The sequence below is a fragment of the Kitasatospora sp. NPDC059673 genome, assembly GCF_042734215.1.
Classification (GTDB): domain Bacteria; phylum Actinomycetota; class Actinomycetes; order Streptomycetales; family Streptomycetaceae; genus Kitasatospora.
The window spans coordinates 80,801-99,717 of record NZ_JBHWEN010000013.1 but is presented as its reverse complement, the minus strand read 5'-3'; the positions used below and the strand labels follow the sequence as shown (position 1 = coordinate 99,717).

Below are 18,917 nucleotides of genomic sequence, written 5' to 3'. Positions count from 1 at the left end.
CACCCGTTCGTGGGTGCGGTCCGGTGGCGGCGGGAAGGTGCCGGGGCACGTCGTCCCTCTGCCGTACGCGCGGGGGGCGCCTCCCCGCCGACAAGGTGCCGGACGCCGCCGCCTGGCCGGCCGCGCTGTACCCGGCCGCCGGCTCCGACCGTTACTGGGGTTCGCTCCAGACTGGGGTTCGCTCCAGCCCGACCGGCTCGCCGAGTACCACGCCTCCCGCACCCTCACCGACGTCGATGCGCTGTCCGCCCTGCTCGCCGCGGTCGTCCCGGCGCAGCAGGCGCAGCTGATCACGCTCTCGCGCGGGCCGCCAACGCGGACTCCAACGCCGGTCGCCCCCGCCGACCGCGACCGGGTGCTGCGGGTCCTGGACGCGGCGCTGGGAGGGGCGCTGGACGGGGCCAGGCTCGGCATCGAGGCTGTCGGGTCGGCGATCGCCGCGCTGCCCGAGCGCTCGCGCGCCACTGCCCGCCTGCAGGTTCGGCTGACTGCGGGCCTGGTCGGCGCTCTGCGTCAACTCATGCCCACTGACCGGGACTTGGTCGAGCCCGACCTCGCGATTTCATTGGCCCGGCTGAGCAGCGCGCTGGCCGAGGTGGGGTGCCGGGCGCCGGCGGCCGGAGCAGTGCCGCCGCCCCCGGGCCCGCATGGTCCGCGCGGTCCGCGCAGTCCGCGTGGTCCGCGTGGTCCGAACGGCAGGTCCGAGGTGCGGCGGCGCGGCCGTTCGGGTCCACTCGTCGATATCGGGGGCGCCACGGATCGTCAACGATTCGTATCGAGAGGATGGCGGACGATGAGGACCGAAGAATTCGAGTTCGACCACAACGCGAAGGACATGCCGACCGATCCCGTCGAACTACGCGGCCGGAATCGTGAGAGCGGAAAGATGGTGGTGCTCGAACGCGCGACGGGGACGATCGATCACACCGAATTCCCTTCCATCCTCGACCATCTCCAGACCGGCGATCTCCTGGTGCTGAACGACAGCTACATGATGTCGAACACGCTGGCATTCCGGCACGGCGGCAAGACGATGGACGTCATCGTCTTCGGCCATGAGCCCGACGGTGCGAACATCGCAAGAATTGACACCGGACTGAATCTCGGACCCGGGGCCACTCTGACCTCGATCGACGATCCAGAATTGCGATGTACCTTGGTCGAGCCGCAGCCCGACCACCTCTGGAAAGTCATGTTCGAGCCCGCCGAGCGATTGGTTCCGGCCCTCGACCGGCACGGGCGGCGCAGCGACGAAACCGTCCCGCTCGATCCGGCGCACTGGCAAGCTGCGCGCGGGGCGTACCGCTCGGTCTACGCCAAGAAGGCGGGTTCGCTGGAGATCCCGTCGGCGGGCCTGCATTTCTCGCGGGAGCTGCTGGAGCGGATTGCCGAAAAGGGTGTCGAGATTGCATACATCACGCTGCACGTGGGCGCCACCGAAATCCTCGCGGTGCGCCACATCAGTGCGGAGGAGGTCGAGAACCACAAGGTGCGGTCCGAGTACTTCGAGGTCGGCGAAAAGGCGGCTGCGCAGATCAATCGGGCGCTGGCCGACGGGCGGCGGATCGTCGCGGTCGGCACAACAGTGATGCGGACGCTCGAATCACTCACGGTTCAGGACGGGCCCCCGGCAGCCGTTCAGGCCCAGAAGGGCTGGACGGATCTCTACATCTACCCGGGATTCCGGTTCAGGATCGTGAAGGGGCTGGTGACCAATCTGCACCGGCCTCGTTCCAGCCACATTGTGCTCACGGCGGCCTTCGGGGGCAAGGATCTCGTCATGCGGTCCTATGCGGAGATCCTCGAAAAGGGCGGGTACGAGTTCGACATGTTCGGTGACTGCATGCTCATTCTTTAGCCCGGAACAGGGCCGACCTTCCGGAAGGAACAGTCGTGGGCGAGGCGTTCTCGCGGGACGGCACGGGGAGTGCGAAGTGGGCGCGGGCCGGGGCGGGGCGGATCGCGATGGGGATCGCGGACATGGATCTGCCGGGGCCGGCGGCGGTGGGCGCGGCGTTGCGGGTGCGGGCGGGGCATCCGGCGTTCGGGTATCCGGTGGCGGAGGAGGCGGACCGGGTGCTGGTGGCCCGCTGGTACCGGCGGCGGCACGGGGTCGAGGTGCCGCCGCAGTGGGTGATGCTGCTGCCGTTCGCACCCGGTACGGCGGTACGGCTGCTACTGGAGGCGGCGCGCCCGCTGTCCGGTCCGGCGGTGTGCGTGACGCCGGAGTGGAACGGGTTCGTGCGGGCATGCCGGGCGGCGGGCGTACCGGTGCGGGAGGTGCCGCTGCTCTCCCCCGGCCAACAGGAAAACGCTTTCCGGTCGGTGCGGGAGGCATCGCTGTCACACTCCCCCGGCCAGCGGGAAAACGCTTTCCGATTGGTGCCGGGGGTGCCGCCGCTACACTCCCCCCACCAGCTGGACAGCGCTTTCCGGTTGGTGCCGGAGGTACCGCCGCTGCACTCCCCCGACCAACAGGAAAACGCTTTCCCTCTGGTGCCGGAGGTACCGCCACTCCGCTCCCCCAACCAACGGGAAAACGCTTTCCGGTCGATGCCGGAGGCACCGCTGGCATCGCCGGCATCGCTGCCGCACTCCCCCGACCAACGGGAAAACGCTTTCCGCCTGCCGCTCCAGGAGATCGCCGCCGCCCGCCCGGGCATGGTGCTGCTGAGCAGTCCGAACAATCCGACGGGCCTGCTCTGGCCGGCCGAGGACATCCGGGCGCTGGCCCGGACCGCGGCGCCGGGGCTGCTGGTGTCGGACGAGGTGCACGGGGATCTGCGGCATCCGGACGCGGGCGTGCCGCATCCGGTGGCGGTGGCGGTGACGGACGGGGCGCCGAATGTGGTGACGCTGAACTCGGTCGGCAAGACCTTCAACGTGTCGGGGGTGCCGAGTTGTCTCGCGCTGGTGCCGGATCCGGCGTTGCGGGCGCGGCTGACGGAGGTGATGGCGGGGTTCGGCCTGTGGGAGGGCGGCCTGCTGGGGGCGCTGGTGCAGCGGGCGGCGCTGGCGGAGGGCGAGGCGTGGCTGGCGGGGTTGCTGGAGCGGTTGGTGACGGCCCGGGAGGCGGCGACGGCGGCGTTGGGCGATGCGGTGCTGGCTCGTCCGCAGGCGTCGTTCCTGCTCTGGCTGGACGGTTCGGGCCTGGGGACCCGGGAGCAGTTGCTTACGCAGCGTCAGGTCGAACTGGCGAACGGTTCCGATTTCGGCCCGGCCGGTTCCGGTTGCCTGCGGCTGAATTTCGCCCTGCCGCCGGACCGGCTCCGCACCGCTCTCACCCGCTTGACCTGCACGACTGCGAGCTGACGGGCGTCGAGGTTTGCCCCGGGGCAGACTGAGCAGGAACAACCGGGCCATAGTCGCGTACCGAGGGATGGTGAGTCCGGTGACATCTGTACGCCCACCGCAGGCCGATCGACCGGCCGATTCGACACAGAGCGTGACCCCACCGACGGAGTTGACCGAGGCGTCGGCCGAACGACACCTGGGCGCCATCTGCTTCAAGATCGGGCCGCCGGCGCTGGTCGGGGTGGAGGCGGAGTGGTTCGTCCATGACGGCCGATGTCCGTCCGCCCCGGTGGATCCCGCCCGGGTGGCGGCCGCGTTGGCGGTGCTGCCCGGCTCGGCCGACGGCCCGGTGTTTCCGGCGGGCTCGCGGCTGACGTACGAACCCGGCGGGCAGGTCGAGCTCAGCTCCCCGCCCGCCGCCGACCCGGCCGCCTGCGCGGCGGGTCTGAGCGCCGACCAGGCGGTGCTGCGGGCGGCGCTGGCCGCCGAGGGCCTGCGGCTGACGGGCAGTGGCACCGATCCGCTGGACCGCGAGCGCCGGATGCTGGCCACCCACCCGCGCTACCGGGCGATGGAACGCCACTTCGGCCGCGGCGGCCCGTGGGGCCGGATCATGATGACGGGCACCGCCTCGGTGCAGGTCTGCGTGGACGCGGGCACCGAGGGAACGTACCTCGACCGCTGGCGTCTGACGCATCTGCTGGGGCCGGTGCTGGTGGGCGCGTTCGCCAACTCGCCGCTGCTGGAGGGCCGTCCGACGGGCTGGAAGTCGACCCGGCAGCTGGTCTGGTCGCGGATGGACCCCTCACGCACCCTGGCCCCGCCGCCGCTCGCCGACCCGCGCGAGGCGTGGACGCGGTACGTGCTGGACGCGACGGTGCTGTGCGTGCGCCGCCCGGACGGGCTGCCGTGGGACGCCCCGGCGGGGCTGACCTTCCGCGACTGGCTGCGCGGCGGTGGCGAACGCGGCGCCGTGCTGGCCGACCTGGACTACCACCGCACCACGCTGTTCCCGCCGGTGCGCCCGCGCGGCCACCTGGAGCTCCGGATGATCGACGCCCAGCCGGGCGAGGGCTGGCGGGTGCCGCTGGCGCTGGTGTCCGCGCTGATGGACGATCCGCTGGCCGCCGAGGAGGCCCGGGCCGCGCTGGAGCGCCTCGGCCACGCGGGCTCGCGCGCGCCCCGCTCGGGTCTGTGGCGGCGCGCCGCCGCGCTCGGCATGGCCGACGCCGAGCTGCGCCGGGCCGCGCTGGCCTGTTTCTCCGCCGCCGAGCGCTCGCTGGCCCGCCGCGACGGCCAACTGCGGCCCGCGCTGCTGGAGTTCGCCGAGCGCTATCCGGCCCGGGGCCGCTGCCCCGCCGACGACCAGTTGGCCGCGCTGCGCACCGGCGCCGCGCCCGCGTTGCAGGAGGACACCCCGTGCTGAACGCCGACCGCACCGACCCCGCCGTGCTGCGCGAGCTGATCGCCACCGAACTGCTGGCCGCCCGGGAGCGCACCGGGCTGCTCACCGGCGCCGTGGAGGACGCCGAACTCGTCGCCCAGCACTCACCGTTGATGTCGCCGCTGGTGTGGGACCTGGCGCACATCGGCAACCAGGAGGAGCTGTGGCTGCTGCGCAACGTCGGCGGCCGCGACCCGATGCACCCGGAGATCGACCCGCTGTACGACGCGTTCGAGCATCCGCGTTCCGAGCGCCCCAGCCTGCCGCTGCTTCCGCCGGACCAGGCCCGCGCGTACGCGTACGAGGTGCGCGGCCGGGTGCTGGACCTGCTGGCCGCCTCGCCGCTGGAGGGGGCGCCGCTGCTGGACGCCGGGTTCGCGTTCGGGATGATCGCGCAGCACGAGCAGCAGCACGACGAGACCATGCTGATCACCCACCAGCTGCGCAAGGGCCCGGCGGTGCTGGACGCGCCGCCGCCGCCCGCCGCGGAGGGCGCGCTCGCTCCCGAAGTGCTGGTCCCCGCCGGGCCGTTCACCATGGGTACCGACACCGAGCCGTGGGCGCTGGACAACGAGCGCCCGGCGCACCTGGTGGACCTGCCGGCGTTCTGGCTGGACAGCGCGCCGGTCTCCAACGCCGCCTACCAGGCGTTCATCGCCGACGGCGGCTACCGCGACCCGCGCTGGTGGACACCGGCCGGCTGGGAGCACCGGATGTCCGCCGACCTGACCGCGCCGCTGTTCTGGACCCAGCAGGGCGGGCAGTGGCTGCGCCGCCGCTTCGGGCACGTCGAGCCGGTTCCGCCGAACGAGCCGGTGCTGCACGTGAGTTGGTACGAGGCGGACGCGTACGCGCGGTGGGCGGGTCGGCGGCTGCCGACCGAGGCGGAGTGGGAGAAGGCGGCCCGGCACGACCCGGCGAGCGGCCGCTCCCGGCGCTTCCCGTGGGGCGACGAGCCGCCCGGGCCGGAGCACGCCAACCTGGGCCAGCGCCACCTGCGCCCGGCCCCGGTCGGCGCCTATCCGCAGGGCGAGTCGCCGTACGGGGCCCGGCAGTTGATCGGTGACGTGTGGGAGTGGACGGCCAGCGACTTCACCGGCTACCCGGGGTTCAGGGCGTGGCCGTACCGGGAGTACTCGGAGGTGTTCTTCGGGCCCGAGTACAAGGTGCTGCGCGGCGGCTCGTTCGCGGTCGCGCCGGTCGCCTGCCGGGGCACCTTCCGCAACTGGGACTATCCGATCCGGCGGCAGATCTTCTCCGGGTTCCGCACCGCCCGCGACACGGAAGGCGATTTCTGATGTGCCGTCACTTCGCTTATCTGGGACGGTCGGTGGCGCTTCGCACGGTGCTGCTGGATCCGCCGTTCGGGCTGCTTCGGCAGTCCTGGGCGCCCCGCTTGCAGCGCTTCGGCAACGTCAATGTGGACGGCTACGGGGTGGGTTGGTACGCCGAGGGCGACGAGCGTCCGGCCCGTTACCGGCGGGAGGGGCCGATCTGGGCGGACGGCGACCTGGCGGACCTGGCCCGGGTGGTGCGCTCGCACGCGATCCTCGGCGCCGTCCGCTCGGCGACCCCGGGCTGTGCACCGGGCCCGCAGGCGGCGGCCCCGTTCGCCGCCGGGCGCTGGCTGTTCAGCCACAACGGGGCGCTGCCGGGCTGGCCGGGTACCTTCGAGCCGCTGGCCGAACTGCTGCCCGCCGCCGAACTGTTGGAGTTGGAGGCGCGCACCGATTCGGCGCTGCTGTGGGCGGTGGTGCTGAACCGGCTGCGCGCGGGCATCGAGTTGGGCAAGGCGCTCGCCGAAGTGTGCGTGGCGGCGTCCGAGTTGGCCGATGCCCGGATCAATCTGCTGGCCACCGACGGCAGTTCGCTGGCCGCGACCGCCTGGGGCGACACGCTGTTCCAGCGCCGCGGCGCGGACGATTCGCTGCTGGTGGCCTCCGAACCCTTCGACGACGGGCCGGGCTGGTCCGAAGTCCCCGACCGTACCTTGCTGGTGGCCGACGCGGCCGGCAGCGCGCTCACCCCGCTGGCCCCGACCGGGCCGCGAAGCCGAGAGGACGCACCGCTGTGACCGGATACCGGCTGACCCGCCTTCTGCCCGCCGACCACCTGCACCACGCCCTGCGCGCGGACGTGCGCAGCGGCCTGACCGGAAAGCCGAAACGGCTGCCGCCGAAGTGGTTCTACGACGCCCGGGGCTCCGAGCTGTTCGAGGAGATCACCCGGCTGCCCGAGTACTACCCGACCCGGGCGGAGCGGGAGATCCTGACGGCGCGGGCCGGGGAGATCGCGGCCGCGACCGGGGCCCGCACCCTGGTCGAACTGGGCTCCGGTTCCTCGGAGAAGACCCGGCTGCTGCTGGACGCGCTGCGCGCGCACGGCACGCTGGAGCGGTACGTGCCGGTCGATGTCAGCGAGAGTGCGCTGGAGTCGGCGGCGAAGGCGCTGATCGCCGAGTACCCGGGGCTCGAAGTCTCGGCGGTGCTCTCGGACTTCACCACCGGCCTCGGTCTGCCCGAGGAGGGCGGCGGCCCCCGGCTGGTGGTGTTCCTCGGCGGCACGCTGGGCAATCTGGTGCCGCAGGAGCGGGCGGATTTCCTGCGCGGCCTGAGGTCCCAACTGCTGCCGGGCGACGCGCTGTTGCTGGGCACGGACCTGGTGAAGGACCCGGCGGTGCTGGTCGCCGCGTACGACGACGCGGCGGGCGTGACGGCGGAGTTCAACCGGAACCTGCTGGCGGTGCTGAACCGCGAGCTGGACGCGGACTTCGACCCGGCGCAGTTCGCGCACGTGGCGCTCTGGGATCCGGAGCAGGAGTGGATCGAGATGCGGCTGCGCTCGCTGCGGACGCAGAGCGTGAAGATCACGGAGCTGGGTATCGGGGTGCACTTCGAGGAGGGCGAGGAGCTGCACACGGAGGTGTCGGCGAAGTTCCGGCGGGAACGGGTGGAGCGTGAACTGTTCGCCGCCGGGCTGCGGTTGAGCGACTGGTGGACGGACTCCGAGGGCCGGTTCGGCCTGTCGCTGTCGCGGCCGATGACGGACGCCGCGGACTGAGCCGTGGCTTCCCGGCCCGCCCGCCGGCGGAAATTCGCTGGCGGGCGGGCCTTCTTGTCCGGACAATGCCGGGGTGCAGAACACTGAACGGCGGACGGTGACCGTCCTGATCGCATGGCAGGGTGAACTCCTCGGCGCGGTGGGGCCTTTCACGGCTTCCGCGCCCTACTGGGCGGAGATCGGGGAGGTGGTGCGGGCGGCGTCGGAGGCGGCCGGGGTGCCGGTGGCGCTGCTGCGGATGCTGTCCGTGGACGGCGGCGAGACCGGCAGTGGCGGCGAGGTGGTGTACCTGGCGCAGGCGCTGGAGCGTCCCTCTCAGCCGCTTACCGCGGCCCCGGCCGTGGAGCTGGACGAGCAGCCGCTGCGGCTGCCGTGGGCCTCGGCGGACGGGCTGGCCGCCGAATGGGCTTGGGCCGATGGCGAGTTGGCCTCCCTGGGCCGTCCGCGGACCGGGCCGGTGGAGCAGGTGCGCAGCTGGAACCTGTCGGCGCTGTCGCGCTTCCCGACCGGCGCGGGTGCGGCCTGGCTGAAGAGCACCCCGCCGTTCGCGGTGGCCGAGGCCGAGGTGATCGCCCGGGTGGCGAAGGCGGATCCCGAGCTGGTGCCGCGGGTACTGGCGGCGGACGGTCGGCGGATGCTGCTGGACGAGGCGCCGGGCGTGGACTGCTGGGGGCTGCCGGAGGACGGCATGCTGAGCATCGTGGACCGGTGGGCGGCCGTGCAGGCGGCCGTCGCCGGGGACGGGCCGGGCGGGTTGACGGACCGCTCGCCGGCGGCGCTGGCCTCGCTGTTCCCCTCGCTGCTGGAGCGGCTGCGCCCCGAGCTCACCGCCGAGGAGTACGACCGGGCTCTCGCCCTGGGTGACCGGCTGCCCGCCCTGGTGGACGAACTCGCGGACTGCGGCCTGCCGTTGACGCTGGTCCACGGCGACTGCCACCCGGGCAACTGGCGCTGGGACGGCGAGCGCGGCGTGGTCCTGGACTTCTCCGACGCGATGTGGAGCCACCCGGCCCTCGACGGCCTGCGCCCGTCGCCGTTCCTCTCTCCCGAGCGCGGCGCCACCGTCCGCGAGCGCTGGGCCGCCGCCTGGCAGGCCCTCGTCCCGGGCAGCGACCCGCTGCGCGCACTGGCGCCGGCTGCGCCGCTGATGCACCTGCACTTCGCGGTGCGCTACCAGGAGTTCCTGGACGGCATCGAGCCGAGCGAGCGCCCTTACCACGCGGGCGACCCGGTGGCCTCGCTGCGCCGCGCGCTGCGGAACGGGGCGGCGCAGTAAGCGAGTTCGAGCCGCTGAGGGGCGGGCCGGGACCTTTACCTGACGCTGGAGCGAATGGCGCCGGACGGCCTGGCGCAGCCGCTGCCGGACGCGGGGCGGCCCGGGCGCTGCCCGCGTATCCGGCGCGGCTGGCCCCGGCGTCCCGGTTCGACACGTTCTGCGCGCTGTCCCCCGACGACCGGGACCGGCTGGAGACGGAGCTGTATGCGCTCAGCCGGGTCGCGGAATCGATGACGCTGGGGTTTCCAGCCCCCGTACGGCGGGCGGGACGGCCGGGACAGGGCGTGGCTGGAGACCGACCGTGAGGGGTACCTCGGGTTCTTCACCCGGCTGGGGATGACGGAGACCGGCGCGGCCGACGGGTTCGACCCGTTTCCTGCACGAGATCGCCGAGCTGGTGCCGGCCGAGGACCCGGACGCGCCGATCGAGCTGCTGGATGTGCTTTGCCGGGTCTGCTCTTCGGTGAGCTGCTGTTCGTCCGCGCGGGAGCGCGGGTACGAGCGGGCGCGCACCTGGCGGAGCCGGGCTGGGCGGACGGTTCACCGATGTACTGGGCGTACCGGCGGCGCAACCGGCGGCCGATCGACCTGTCGCACGGCTGGGGTTCCGGCTCGCAGTGGGGCACCAGCCACCGGATGCGCTTCCGGACGGCGGCGGGCGACCGTGGAACGTCCACCCGCGGCCCGAGCGGGTGTCGGACCACTGCGCCGAGTCCGACCGGCTGACTATCGCCGAGGCGGAGGAGCTCGTCCGGCACCGCTGCCTGCTGCGCCGGCCGGCGGGCCGTGGGGCCTGGTCGCGGATTCGCAGGACGTGATGGACCTGTGGCCGTGGAACTGGCCGCTGCCGGAACCGGCGGAGTGCACGCCGGGGTGTCGCGGCAACGGCGAGCCCGCGAACGGCTGACAACTGCCCGAGCCTGCCGTGATCCGGCTGGCGCGGGGCGGGTCGCTACGGCCAGTTGCCCGGGGTGGGCGGCTCGGTCGGCATCTGGTTGGCGAAGACGGCCATGCCGATGGTGGTGGCGGCGAAGACCAGGCCGAACAGTGTGAAGAACGAACAGATCACCAGGACGATGGTGTGTCCGACGTTCTGGCCGGTTCCGGGGACGTCGGTGGGAATGGCCTCGCGGGGGCGCTCGGGGAGATAGCGGACGGTGACGCGGTCGCCGGCGATCCGCGGGATGCCCGTGGTGTCCTTGAGGCGGATGTCCTGGCCGTCGGCGGTGCGGAAGCCGAGGACGACGTGGCGTCCGGTGCGAATGGTGAGCGAGTCCGCGACGCGGTCCTGCGTCAGGTAGGTCTCCAGCACCGCGGCCTCGGCGACGAGTCCGTGCGTGCGGGTGCGGTTGCGCCGGCGGGAGCGCCGCAGGACGAGGACGATGCCGGTGATGCCGAGGCCCGCGATCAGCAGGCCGATCAGGGCCATCAGGCCCGCGACAAGGCTGAAGACCGTACCGAAAGTGTCCACTGCGTCGTTCATTCGTTCGTTCCCCCCGAGGTCCTGCGAGTGCGCCGAACAATAGGGGTCGCCGGGCCCGCGCGGCAAGAGCCGGCCTCCGGGCCCGCGACGGGGAAGAGGACCAGGTCAGAACCAGGCTTCCGGGTCGGTGGGGCCGGTCGGCGGGCGCGGCGGACGCGACGGGTCGGCCCGGAGCGCGCGGACACCGACCGCGGTGAGGAGGAGGCCGAACCTGGCGAAGAGGACCAGGAAAACGAGCGTGGACCAGGCGCGTTGTCCGGGAAGCAGCGCGGTGCCCGGGCGAACCAGAACGAATCGGGCCGACCGGGGCACCGGGTTTCGGCGGGTTTCGGGTTGCGGCCCGTCGTGACGCCCCCTCACTGCGGCTCCCACGAACGGGTTGATCACGGCAGGCGGGGTGCGCGCGGCGAAGCGCGGGGCGGGGCGGTGGCCACGGCCCGGGGGCGAGCCAGTGCGGCCCGGGGCCAGGCGGGCCAAGTGCGGCCAAGTGCGGCCAAGTGCGGCCAAGTGCGGCCAAGGCCAGGGTGGGCCAGTACGGCCAGAGCCCGGGTGGGCCAGTACAGCCAAGACCGGGGTGACGGGCGGCAGTTGACCCGTAGCGATGTTCCGCGTTGCGGTGGGCGTCGGCGAGGCGCAGCGCGTTGCGGCGCGGTGTGGCGGCCGGGACCGTGGTGGTGGTGGTCCCGGCCGCCGCTCGGCCGGTTTGCCGGGACTACACCCGTGCGTCGGTGGCCAGGGCTTCCGCCGCCGGAAGGTTCGGCTGCGGGTGGGTCAGCAGGTGCATGCCCGCTGCCAGTGCGCCGCCGACCAGCGGGGCGAGCAGGAACAGCCACAGCTGGGTGAGCGCCTCGCCGCCCGCGAACAGTGCCGGGCCGAGGCTGCGCGCCGGGTTGACGGAGGTGCCGGTGAGCGGGATGCCGACCAGGTGGACGACCACCAGGGCGATCCCGATCGGCAGCCCGTCGAAGCCGACCGCGGCCAGTCGGTGGGTGACCGCCAGTACGACGTACACCAGCAGGAAGGTGAGGACGACCTCGGTCAGGAAGGCGCCGCCGGCGTTGATGTGCACCTGGGAGCGCTCGCCCCAGCCGTTGGTGCCGAGCTTGCCGTGGGTCTCCAGCCCCGGTACCTGCCTGGCCAGCAGCAGGACGAGGGCCGCGCCGGCGATGCCGCCGAGCACCTGCGCGATCCAGTACGAGACTGCGGTGCGCCCGTCGATCCGGCGGGCCAGCAGGAAGCCGAGTGTCACCGCCGGGTTCACGTGGCAGCCGGATATCGGTCCGAGCGCGTACGCCAGGGCGAGCAGCACGAAGCCGAAGGCGAGCGCGATGCCGACCGGGCCGATCGCGTCCCCCGCGAGCACCGCGGCGCCCACCGCCAGCAGAACCAGCAGCAGCGTCCCGAGGAACTCGCCGATCACCGCCCGCCTGTCCGTTCCACCCATATGTCTGGTCCTCCTGACCGTCAGGGCAGGCGGACCGGTGCCGCCCCGTCCGGCCAACCCTGGTCGACCGTTCGGGCGAGCGCATGTCGGCCGGACGGCGCAGGCCGTGTTCACGGCGCGTCCGCCTGCCGAATTGCTCCGAACGGATGAAACCGTACGGAAACGGAGAGCTCAATGCAAAACGGAAGTAAAACGGACAGACGCGGACAGGACGGGCGGCGAACAGCTGTCGGAACGTCAACCCGCCGGTCCGGGCGGCCCGGGGCGGCATGCGCGGCACGTTCCGCGGGCGCCGGGTCGGTGCCGGGCGGGTCAGAGCCGCCACTTCGGGACGACGATGGGCGGGCGGGGCGGCAGGTGGGCGAGGGCGGTGACCACTCCGACGAGGCCGCCGAGGATCAGAAGGGCGCCGATCACCACGCAGATGGTGTCCTCGAAGGTGCTGTGGTCGACGGTCACGGCCCGGTCCGGGCGCTCGGGCAGGGCCCTTCCGGAGGTCGACACACCTGCCGGTATCGGTTTCCGGCGGGCCGTCAGACGACCTTCCGGTAGCGGAGTTCGAGCCCGTCGAGCAGTGCTTCGAGACCCGTCTCGAAGGCGCCTTCGTCGATGGTGCGGCGGTGTTCGGCGAGGCGGTGGGCGTCGGCGAGGTGCGGGTACTCGGCAGTGTAGAGGGCGGCGTCCTCGGGGAAGCCGGCGGCGAACGAGCCGAGGGCGGAGCCGGTGATGAAGTAGCGCATCAGGGCGCCGATCCGGGTGGCCTGGCCGCGTGGCCAGCCGGCGTCGACCAGGCAGCCGAAGACGGCGTCGGCGAGGCGCAGCGCGTTGGGGCGGCGGCCGGGGCCCTGGGCGAGGACGGGGACGAGCTGGGGGTGGGAGGCCAGGGCGGCGCGGTAGGAGCGGGCCCAGTCGCGCAGGGCGGTGCGCCAGTGGTCCGGCGAGTCGAACATGGTGAGGTCGACCTCGCCCATCACACTGTCGACCACGGCGTCCAGGAGTTCGTCCTTGGTGGCGAAGTGGTTGTAGAGGGACGGTCCGCTGACGGAGAGTTCGGCGGCCAGGCGGCGGGTGGAGAGGGCGGGCAGGCCCTCGGTGTCGACCAGGGCGAGTGCGGCGGCGACGATCCGGTCCCGGCTGAGCAGGGGGGTGCGCGGTCGGGCGATCGTGGTCTCCTCGGGTCGCGGGCCGTGGGAACCGGCCCATTGTCGCAGGCGCCCCCTTCCGTGCGGGGCGGGGGCGGGCTACAGTCACCGTAAAACTTGCACCGCTAGTTTATTCGGGCCGTCGGAATGTCGAGTCGGGAGGTCGCCGCGTGAACCTGGAGCTGACCGAGGAGCAGGCCGCCGTCCGGGAGTTGGCGGCGGGGTTCACCGACCGGGAGATCGTGCCGTTCGCCGCCGAGTGGGACCGGGCGGAGTCGATCGACCTGGGGATCGTCAAGAAGCTCGGCGAGCTGGGCTTCCTGGGCCTGACTCTGCCCGAGGAGTACGGCGGCAGCGGCGGCGACCACTTGGCGTACTGCCTGGTGCTGGAGGAACTGGGACGCGGCGACTCCTCGGTGCGCGGGGTGGTGTCGGTCTCGCTGGGGCTGGTCGGCAAGTCGATCCACGCGTTCGGCACCGAGGCGCAGAAGCGGCAGTGGCTGCCCCGGCTGTGTTCGGGCGAGGCGCTGGCGTGTTTCGCGCTGACCGAGCCCGGCACCGGTTCGGACGCCGCGAACCTGACGACTCGCGCGGTGCGGGACGGCGACGACTGGCTGATCTCCGGCGCGAAGATGTTCATCACCAACGGGACGTGGGCCGAGGTGGCGCTGGTGTTCGCCCGTACGGGTGAGCCAGGACACCGGGGGGTAAGCGCTTTCCTGGTGCCCACCGACACGCCCGGCCTCACCCGCACGCCGATCCACGGCAAGCTGGGCCTGCGCGGCCAGGCCACCGCCGAGTTGGCCTTCGACGCCGTCCGGGTACCGGACAGTGCCCGGCTCGGTGAGGAGGGCAAGGGCTTCACGGTGGCCATGGCGGCGCTCGCCAAGGGCCGGATGTCGGTGGCGGCGGGCTGCGTCGGCATCGCGCAGGCCGGCCTCGACGCGGCGGTGCGCTACGCCGGCGAGCGCGAGCAGTTCGGGAAGCCCCTCGCGCACCACCAGTTGGTGCAGGAGCTGCTGGCCGACATCGCGGTGGACGTGGCCGCGGCCCGGATGCTGACCTGGCGGGTCGCCGACCTGATCGACCGCGGGCTTCCCTTCGCCACCGAGTCCTCGGTCGCCAAGCTGTTCGCCAGCGAGGCGGCGGTGCGCTGCGCGAACAACGCCCTGCAGGTGTTCGGCGGGTACGGCTTCACCGACGAGTACCCCGTCGGCAAGTACCTGCGCGACGCCCGCGTGATGACGCTGTACGAGGGCACCAGCCAGATCCACAAGCTGCTCATCGGGCGTTCCCTGACCGGGGTCAACGCCTTCTGATCGGGCGTCACGAACGCATCGATCGACCGACCGTCACGAACAGGAGCTCGACGAAGTGCTTCCGGTCTTCATCGCCGCTGCCCGCCGCACCCCGATCGGGCGGCTGCGCGGCGCGCTGTCCGCCGTCCGGCCCGACGATCTGTCGGCAGCAGTGCTGCGCGGACTGCTCGACCAGGTGCCGGGGCTGGACCCGGCGCGGATCGACGACGTGTACTGGGGCGCCGCCAACCAGGCCGGCGAGGACAACCGCAACCTGGCCCGGATGGCGGTGCTGCTGGCGGGGCTGCCCGATTCGGTGCCGGGCGCGACCCTCAACCGGCTGTGCGCGTCCGGAATGGAGGCCGTCACCACGGCGGCCCGGGCGATCGGTTCCGGCGAGGCGGACGTGGTGGTGGCGGGCGGCTGCGAGTCGATGAGCCGCGCCCCGTTCGTGCTGCCCCGCCCGGACGAGGCGCTGCCGCACCGGATGGAGACCTTCGACACCCGGCTCGGCTGGCGGCTCACCAACCCCCGCATGCGCGAGCTGCACGGCGTCCTGTCGATGGGCGAGACCGCCGAGGAGGTGGCCGGCCGCTACGGCATCACCCGCGAGGCGCAGGACGCGTTCGCCCTGCGCAGCCACCAACTGGCCACGCAGGCCCGGGAGTCGGGGCACTTCGACGCCGAACTGCTGGCCGTGCGGCGCCCGGACGGGGTGCTGGTGGAGCGCGACGAATCGATCCGGCCCGACACCACGGCGGAGAAGCTGGCCGCACTGAAGCCGGTGTTCCGGGCGGGCGGGACCGTCACGGCGGGCAACGCCTCGCCGATGAACGACGGCGCGGCAGCACTGCTGCTGGTCAGCGAACGGGCGCTGGCGGAACTGGAGTTGGAGCCGCTGGGCCGGTACGTGGCGGGCGCGTCGATGGGCGTGCACCCGGACGTGATGGGCATCGGGCCGGTCCCGGCGACCCGGCGGGTGCTGGAGCGCGGCGGCTGGAAGCTGCAGGACGTGGAGACCGCCGAGTTCAACGAGGCATTCGCGGCCCAGGCGCTGGCGTCCGTCGGCGAGTTGGGCATCGACCCGGAGCTGGTGAACCCGTCCGGCGGGGCGATCGCGCTGGGCCATCCGCTGGGCTGCTCGGGCGCCCGGATCCTCACCACCCTGCTGCACCGGATGCGCCGCACCGGCGCCCGGCGCGGCCTGGCGACGATGTGCGTGGGCGTCGGCCAGGGCTCGGCCGTCCTGGTCGAGCGGGACTGAAGTTCTCTGATATGACGATGCGTCGGAAAGGTGTGACCGTGGGCAGGTTCGAAGGCAAGGTGGCGGTGGTGACCGGCGCCGCGCAGGGCATCGGGGCGGCGACGGCGCGGCGGCTGGCCGAGGAGGGCGCGGCGGTGGCCGTGGTCGACCTGACGGCGGAGCGCGCCGAATCCACCGTGAAGGAGATCCTCGCGGCGGGCGGCACCGCGCGCGGGTACGGCTGCGACGTGGCCGACTACGAGGCGGTGGAGGCCGTGTTCGCCTCCGTGGTCGAGGAGTTGGGAGGCGTGCACATCCTGGTGAACAACGCCGGGATCACCCGCGACAACCTGTTCTTCAAGATGCCGAAGAGCGACTGGGACACGGTGCTGTCGGTCAACCTGACCAGCGCCTACAACTGTTCGCACGTCGCGCAGCGGTACTTCGTGCAGCAGAAGTGCGGCAAGATCGTGTCGCTGAGTTCGCGTTCGGCGCTGGGCAACCGCGGTCAGGCGAACTATGCGGCGGCGAAGGCCGGCATCCAGGGGCTGACGGCGACGCTGGCGATCGAGTTGGGCCCGTTCAACGTGAATGTGAACGCGGTGGCGCCGGGGTACATCGCGACGTCGATGACGGCGGCGACGGCCGAGCGGGTCGGGGCGACACCGGAGGCGCACCAGGCGGAGGTCGCGCAGCGCACCCCGCTGCGGCGGGTGGGTCTGCCGGAGGAGGTCGCCTCGGTGGTGGCGTTCCTGGCGAGCGAGGACGCGTCGTACGTGAGCGGGCAGACGCTGTACGTCAACGGCGGCGCGCGGTAGTTCGACCCGGGGGCGGGGCCGCTGCGCCCGGCGGTGGCCCCGCCCCGGCTTCGGGCTCGCGCGGGACCCCTGCGGGCTCGCGCGGGTTGCCCCTGCGGGCTCGCGTAGCCCCGCCGCGGGCTCGCGCGGGTGCCCCGGCGGGCTCGCGCGGGCCTTGGGTCAGCCGCGCGTGCCCGGGTCGTTCGGGTGCGGCTCCAGCGGTGTGACCACGGCGGTCATCCAGGGCCACATCGGCAGCGTGCCGAGCACGTCCGCGCGCAGTCGCGCCTCGTCCTCGGCCCGCCAGATCCCGATGCTGCGCTTCTCGCCGATCGGCCGCCACAGTCTGAACAGGCGCCCGGCGTCGGCGAGTTCACCTGCTCGCCGGCGTTCGGCGGCGCGCCGCCGGTCGATCTCCTCGGCGGGGACGTCCGGGGGCACGGCGGTGGTGATCTCGACCAGGAACTCCTTCATGGTCCTGCTCCGTCTCTCGACCGGCGGCGGCACGGGGTCCGGTGCCCCACGGGACGGGGCGGGCGCCGCTCGCCGTCCATCGTCCGGCCCGGGGCCGTCCGTCGCCACCAGCGACACCCGGCCGTCAGCGATCCGCTCCGAGGGCGAGTTCACGGCCCTGCCAGCGGCGGCGCAGCCAGCGGTCGTGGCCGGCCACCACGATCGCGCCCGGGCCTTTGCCGCCCATGGCCTCCTCCAGTTCGTCGCAGAGCAGCGGCGAGAGGTGGTTGGTGGGTTCGTCGAGCAGCAGCAGCTGCGGCGGGCGGGCCACCAACAGGGCGAGGGCGAGGCGGCGGCGCTGGCCGACGGAGAGGTGGCCGACGGGGCGGTCGAGGTCGGCGGCGGCCAGCAGGCCGAGGGAGGCGAGCGGGACGCGCTCGGCCAGGTCGGGGCCGAGGGTCAGGGCGTAGGTGTCGCGGGCCGTGCGGTCGGGCCGGGCGAAGGCGGTGTCCTGGGTGAGCAGGCCCACCGTCAGCCCGGGCCGCCGGTGCACCCGGCCGGTGGTGTCGAGCCGGCCGGCCAGGACGGCGAGCAGGGTGGACTTGCCCGTCCCGTTGGGGCCGGTGATCAGCAGGCGTTCGGCGGCCGTGACTTCCAGTTCGTCGAGTGCGAGCCGTCCTGGGAGGTGGATCCGGTGCAGCGTCACCAGCGGGTCGGGGTTCTGCTCCTGCGGGCCGGTGGCGAGGCTGTGCTGTGGGACGAAGCGCAGCGGGGCGGGTGGTTCGGCGACCTGGCGGCGTTCCAGGTCGGCGAGCCGGCCGGCGGCGTCGCGGACCCGGCGGGAGATCTGCTGCTGTACCCGGCCCGCCCGGTGACCGTAGCCCATCTTCTCGTTGTCGGTGGGGCCGCGGTCCGGGGCGAGCCGGTGCGCGGTGACTTCCGCGGAGCGTCGCAGCTCGGCCAACTCCCGTTGCTCGTCGGCGTACTGGCGTTCCCAGCGGTGCCGGCGGGCGCGTTTGTCGTCCAGGTAGGCGCGGTAGCCGCCGCCGAAGCGGACCGGGCCGTCGGCGGCCGGGTCGAGGTCGAGCAGGTCGGTGCAGACCGCGTCGAGGAACGCCCGGTCGTGGCTGGCGACGACCACCGTGCCGGGCAGGGTGCGGAGTTGGGCCTCCAGGAAGGCGGCGGCGCCGTCGTCGAGGTGGTTGGTGGGCTCGTCGAGCAGGACGGCCGACGGCCGGCGGACCAGCAACGCGGCCAGGGCGAGGCGGCCGCGCTGCCCGCCGGAGAGCGAACCTAGGGTGCGCTGCGGCGCGACGGCGGCCAGGCCGAGACCGTCGAGCAGCAGGGCTGCGCGGCGGTCGGCGTCCCAGGCCTCGCGGTCCTGGGCCTGTTCCAGTCGGGTTCCGTAGGCGGCCAGCACGGCGGGCTGGCGCGGGTCGCCGTCCGGGAGTTCGGCGAGTTCAGCGCCGAGACGGTCGAGTTCGGCGAGGTCGGTGCGGGCTTCGCGCAACGCGTCGTCGAGGACGGCGGCGACGGTGGCGGCGGCGTCGAACGGCATCTCCTGGTGCAGGAATCCGAGGTCGGCGGGCCGGTTGACACTCCCGCCGTCGGGTTCGTCCACGCCGGCCAGCACCCGCAGCAGGGTCGACTTCCCGGAGCCGTTCTCCCCGATCAGGCCGAGACGTCGGCCGGGCGCGGCGGTCAGGGACAGGCCGTCGAGCACCCGGCAACCGCCGATTACGCGAACCAAGTCGTGGGCGAGCAGGGCGGGTTGAGACACGGGAGAACTCCGGTTCGGTCGGTGGTGGGCTGTCCGGGCGCGCGTCTCCCGCCGACGGGCCGGTACGCAGACCAAGTCATGGACGGGCAGCGACGGTTGAGGAACGGCATGGCACCTGTGCGGTGCGTCCTCGGGCGGGACGGCGGTGTGCTCATCCGAAGCGCGAACCACCGGCCGACCGGAGCCCGGTCAAGTCGCGGGCG

At 73.1% G+C, this 18,917-nt stretch carries 17 protein-coding genes; 11 read left to right on the top strand and 6 right to left on the bottom strand.

Annotated elements, in window-relative coordinates:
* Positions 1–37 precede the first annotated feature (37 nt).
* The 8 genes from ACFV18_RS17345 to ACFV18_RS17310 all read left to right on the top strand — a co-directional run bounded on the left by ACFV18_RS17345 (position 38) and on the right by ACFV18_RS17310 (position 9,800).
* Positions 38–1,858: an S-adenosylmethionine:tRNA ribosyltransferase-isomerase gene (locus ACFV18_RS17345; RefSeq protein WP_380483968.1), complete on the top strand. Its 1,821-nt coding sequence runs from the start codon at positions 38–40 to the stop codon at positions 1,856–1,858.
* A 35-nt stretch (positions 1,859–1,893) separates the two neighbouring features.
* Complete coding sequence (locus ACFV18_RS17340) at positions 1,894–3,312, top strand: aminotransferase class I/II-fold pyridoxal phosphate-dependent enzyme (protein ID WP_380483966.1); 1,419 nt, start codon at positions 1,894–1,896, stop codon at positions 3,310–3,312.
* Positions 3,313–3,379: 67 nt separating this feature from the next.
* Positions 3,380–4,720: an ergothioneine biosynthesis glutamate--cysteine ligase EgtA gene (egtA, locus tag ACFV18_RS17335; RefSeq protein WP_380483964.1), complete on the top strand. Its 1,341-nt coding sequence runs from the start codon at positions 3,380–3,382 to the stop codon at positions 4,718–4,720.
* Positions 4,714–6,036, top strand: coding sequence for an ergothioneine biosynthesis protein EgtB (gene egtB / locus ACFV18_RS17330; RefSeq protein WP_380483962.1), 1,323 nt, complete (start codon positions 4,714–4,716; stop codon positions 6,034–6,036). Before egtA ends, egtB begins: the two co-directional genes overlap by 7 nt.
* Positions 6,036–6,812 carry an ergothioneine biosynthesis protein EgtC gene (gene egtC, locus ACFV18_RS17325; protein ID WP_380483960.1) on the top strand — a complete coding sequence of 259 codons (777 nt, stop codon included), beginning with the start codon at positions 6,036–6,038 and terminating at the stop codon, positions 6,810–6,812. Before egtB ends, egtC begins: the two co-directional genes overlap by 1 nt.
* On the top strand, positions 6,809–7,798 hold the full coding sequence (gene egtD, locus ACFV18_RS17320) for an L-histidine N(alpha)-methyltransferase (protein WP_380483958.1): 990 nt from the start codon (positions 6,809–6,811) through the stop codon (positions 7,796–7,798). Before egtC ends, egtD begins: the two co-directional genes overlap by 4 nt.
* 73 nt (positions 7,799–7,871) lie before the next feature.
* The gene (locus tag ACFV18_RS17315) at positions 7,872–9,074 is read left to right on the top strand and encodes a phosphotransferase (protein WP_380483956.1); all 1,203 of its coding nucleotides are present in this window, start codon (positions 7,872–7,874) and stop codon (positions 9,072–9,074) included.
* A 444-nt stretch (positions 9,075–9,518) separates the two neighbouring features.
* Positions 9,519–9,800 carry a hypothetical protein gene (locus ACFV18_RS17310; RefSeq protein ID WP_380483954.1) on the top strand — a complete coding sequence of 94 codons (282 nt, stop codon included), beginning with the start codon at positions 9,519–9,521 and terminating at the stop codon, positions 9,798–9,800.
* 226 nt (positions 9,801–10,026) lie between these two features.
* Here the strand turns inward: ACFV18_RS17310 and ACFV18_RS17305 are convergent, their stop codons facing one another.
* The 4 genes from ACFV18_RS17305 to ACFV18_RS17290 all read right to left on the bottom strand — a co-directional run bounded on the left by ACFV18_RS17305 (position 10,027) and on the right by ACFV18_RS17290 (position 13,164).
* Entirely contained in the window at positions 10,027–10,557 is a 531-nt protein-coding gene (locus ACFV18_RS17305) for a DUF3592 domain-containing protein (protein WP_380483952.1), read from the bottom strand.
* A 712-nt stretch (positions 10,558–11,269) separates the two neighbouring features.
* Positions 11,270–12,001, bottom strand: coding sequence for an MIP family channel protein (locus ACFV18_RS17300; protein ID WP_380483950.1), 732 nt, complete (start codon positions 11,999–12,001; stop codon positions 11,270–11,272).
* Positions 12,002–12,313: 312 nt separating this feature from the next.
* Positions 12,314–12,505: a hypothetical protein gene (locus tag ACFV18_RS17295; RefSeq protein ID WP_380483948.1), complete on the bottom strand. Its 192-nt coding sequence runs from the start codon at positions 12,503–12,505 to the stop codon at positions 12,314–12,316.
* A 29-nt stretch (positions 12,506–12,534) separates the two neighbouring features.
* Positions 12,535–13,164: a TetR/AcrR family transcriptional regulator gene (locus ACFV18_RS17290; RefSeq protein ID WP_380484135.1), complete on the bottom strand. Its 630-nt coding sequence runs from the start codon at positions 13,162–13,164 to the stop codon at positions 12,535–12,537.
* A gap of 149 nt (positions 13,165–13,313) precedes the next feature.
* On the opposite strand from ACFV18_RS17290, the gene ACFV18_RS17285 reads away from it, so the two are divergent.
* From ACFV18_RS17285 to fabG, 3 genes are read left to right on the top strand one after another with little or no spacing between them, the layout of a single operon-like run.
* The gene (locus ACFV18_RS17285; protein WP_380483946.1) at positions 13,314–14,462 is read left to right on the top strand and encodes an acyl-CoA dehydrogenase family protein; all 1,149 of its coding nucleotides are present in this window, start codon (positions 13,314–13,316) and stop codon (positions 14,460–14,462) included.
* Positions 14,463–14,517: 55 nt separating this feature from the next.
* Complete coding sequence (locus ACFV18_RS17280) at positions 14,518–15,705, top strand: thiolase family protein (protein WP_380483944.1); 1,188 nt, start codon at positions 14,518–14,520, stop codon at positions 15,703–15,705.
* Between the two features lie 38 nt (positions 15,706–15,743).
* Positions 15,744–16,502, top strand: a complete 759-nt coding sequence (fabG, locus tag ACFV18_RS17275) for a 3-oxoacyl-ACP reductase FabG (RefSeq protein WP_380483943.1) — start codon at positions 15,744–15,746, stop codon at positions 16,500–16,502.
* A 159-nt stretch (positions 16,503–16,661) separates the two neighbouring features.
* Here fabG and ACFV18_RS17270 read toward each other — a convergent pair whose 3' ends face one another.
* Together ACFV18_RS17270 and ACFV18_RS17265 are read right to left on the bottom strand one after the other, a co-directional pair.
* A complete protein-coding gene (locus ACFV18_RS17270) occupies positions 16,662–16,955 on the bottom strand; it encodes a muconolactone Delta-isomerase family protein (RefSeq protein WP_380483942.1) in 294 nt (97 codons plus the stop codon).
* Between the two features lie 124 nt (positions 16,956–17,079).
* Positions 17,080–18,714: an ABC-F family ATP-binding cassette domain-containing protein gene (locus ACFV18_RS17265; RefSeq protein ID WP_380483940.1), complete on the bottom strand. Its 1,635-nt coding sequence runs from the start codon at positions 18,712–18,714 to the stop codon at positions 17,080–17,082.
* Between the last annotated feature and the right edge of the window lie 203 nt (positions 18,715–18,917).

Excerpts from the sequence above, each read along its gene's own strand:
- egtA (WP_380483964.1), top strand. The coding sequence starts at position 3,380 with ATGGTGAGTCCGGTGACATCTGTACGCCCACCGCAGGCCGATCGACCG.
- egtC (WP_380483960.1), top strand. The coding sequence starts at position 6,036 with ATGTGCCGTCACTTCGCTTATCTGGGACGGTCGGTGGCGCTTCGCACG.
- ACFV18_RS17305 (WP_380483952.1), bottom strand. The coding sequence starts at position 10,557 with ATGAACGACGCAGTGGACACTTTCGGTACGGTCTTCAGCCTTGTCGCG.
- ACFV18_RS17300 (WP_380483950.1), bottom strand. The coding sequence starts at position 12,001 with ATGGGTGGAACGGACAGGCGGGCGGTGATCGGCGAGTTCCTCGGGACG.
- ACFV18_RS17270 (WP_380483942.1), bottom strand. The coding sequence starts at position 16,955 with ATGAAGGAGTTCCTGGTCGAGATCACCACCGCCGTGCCCCCGGACGTC.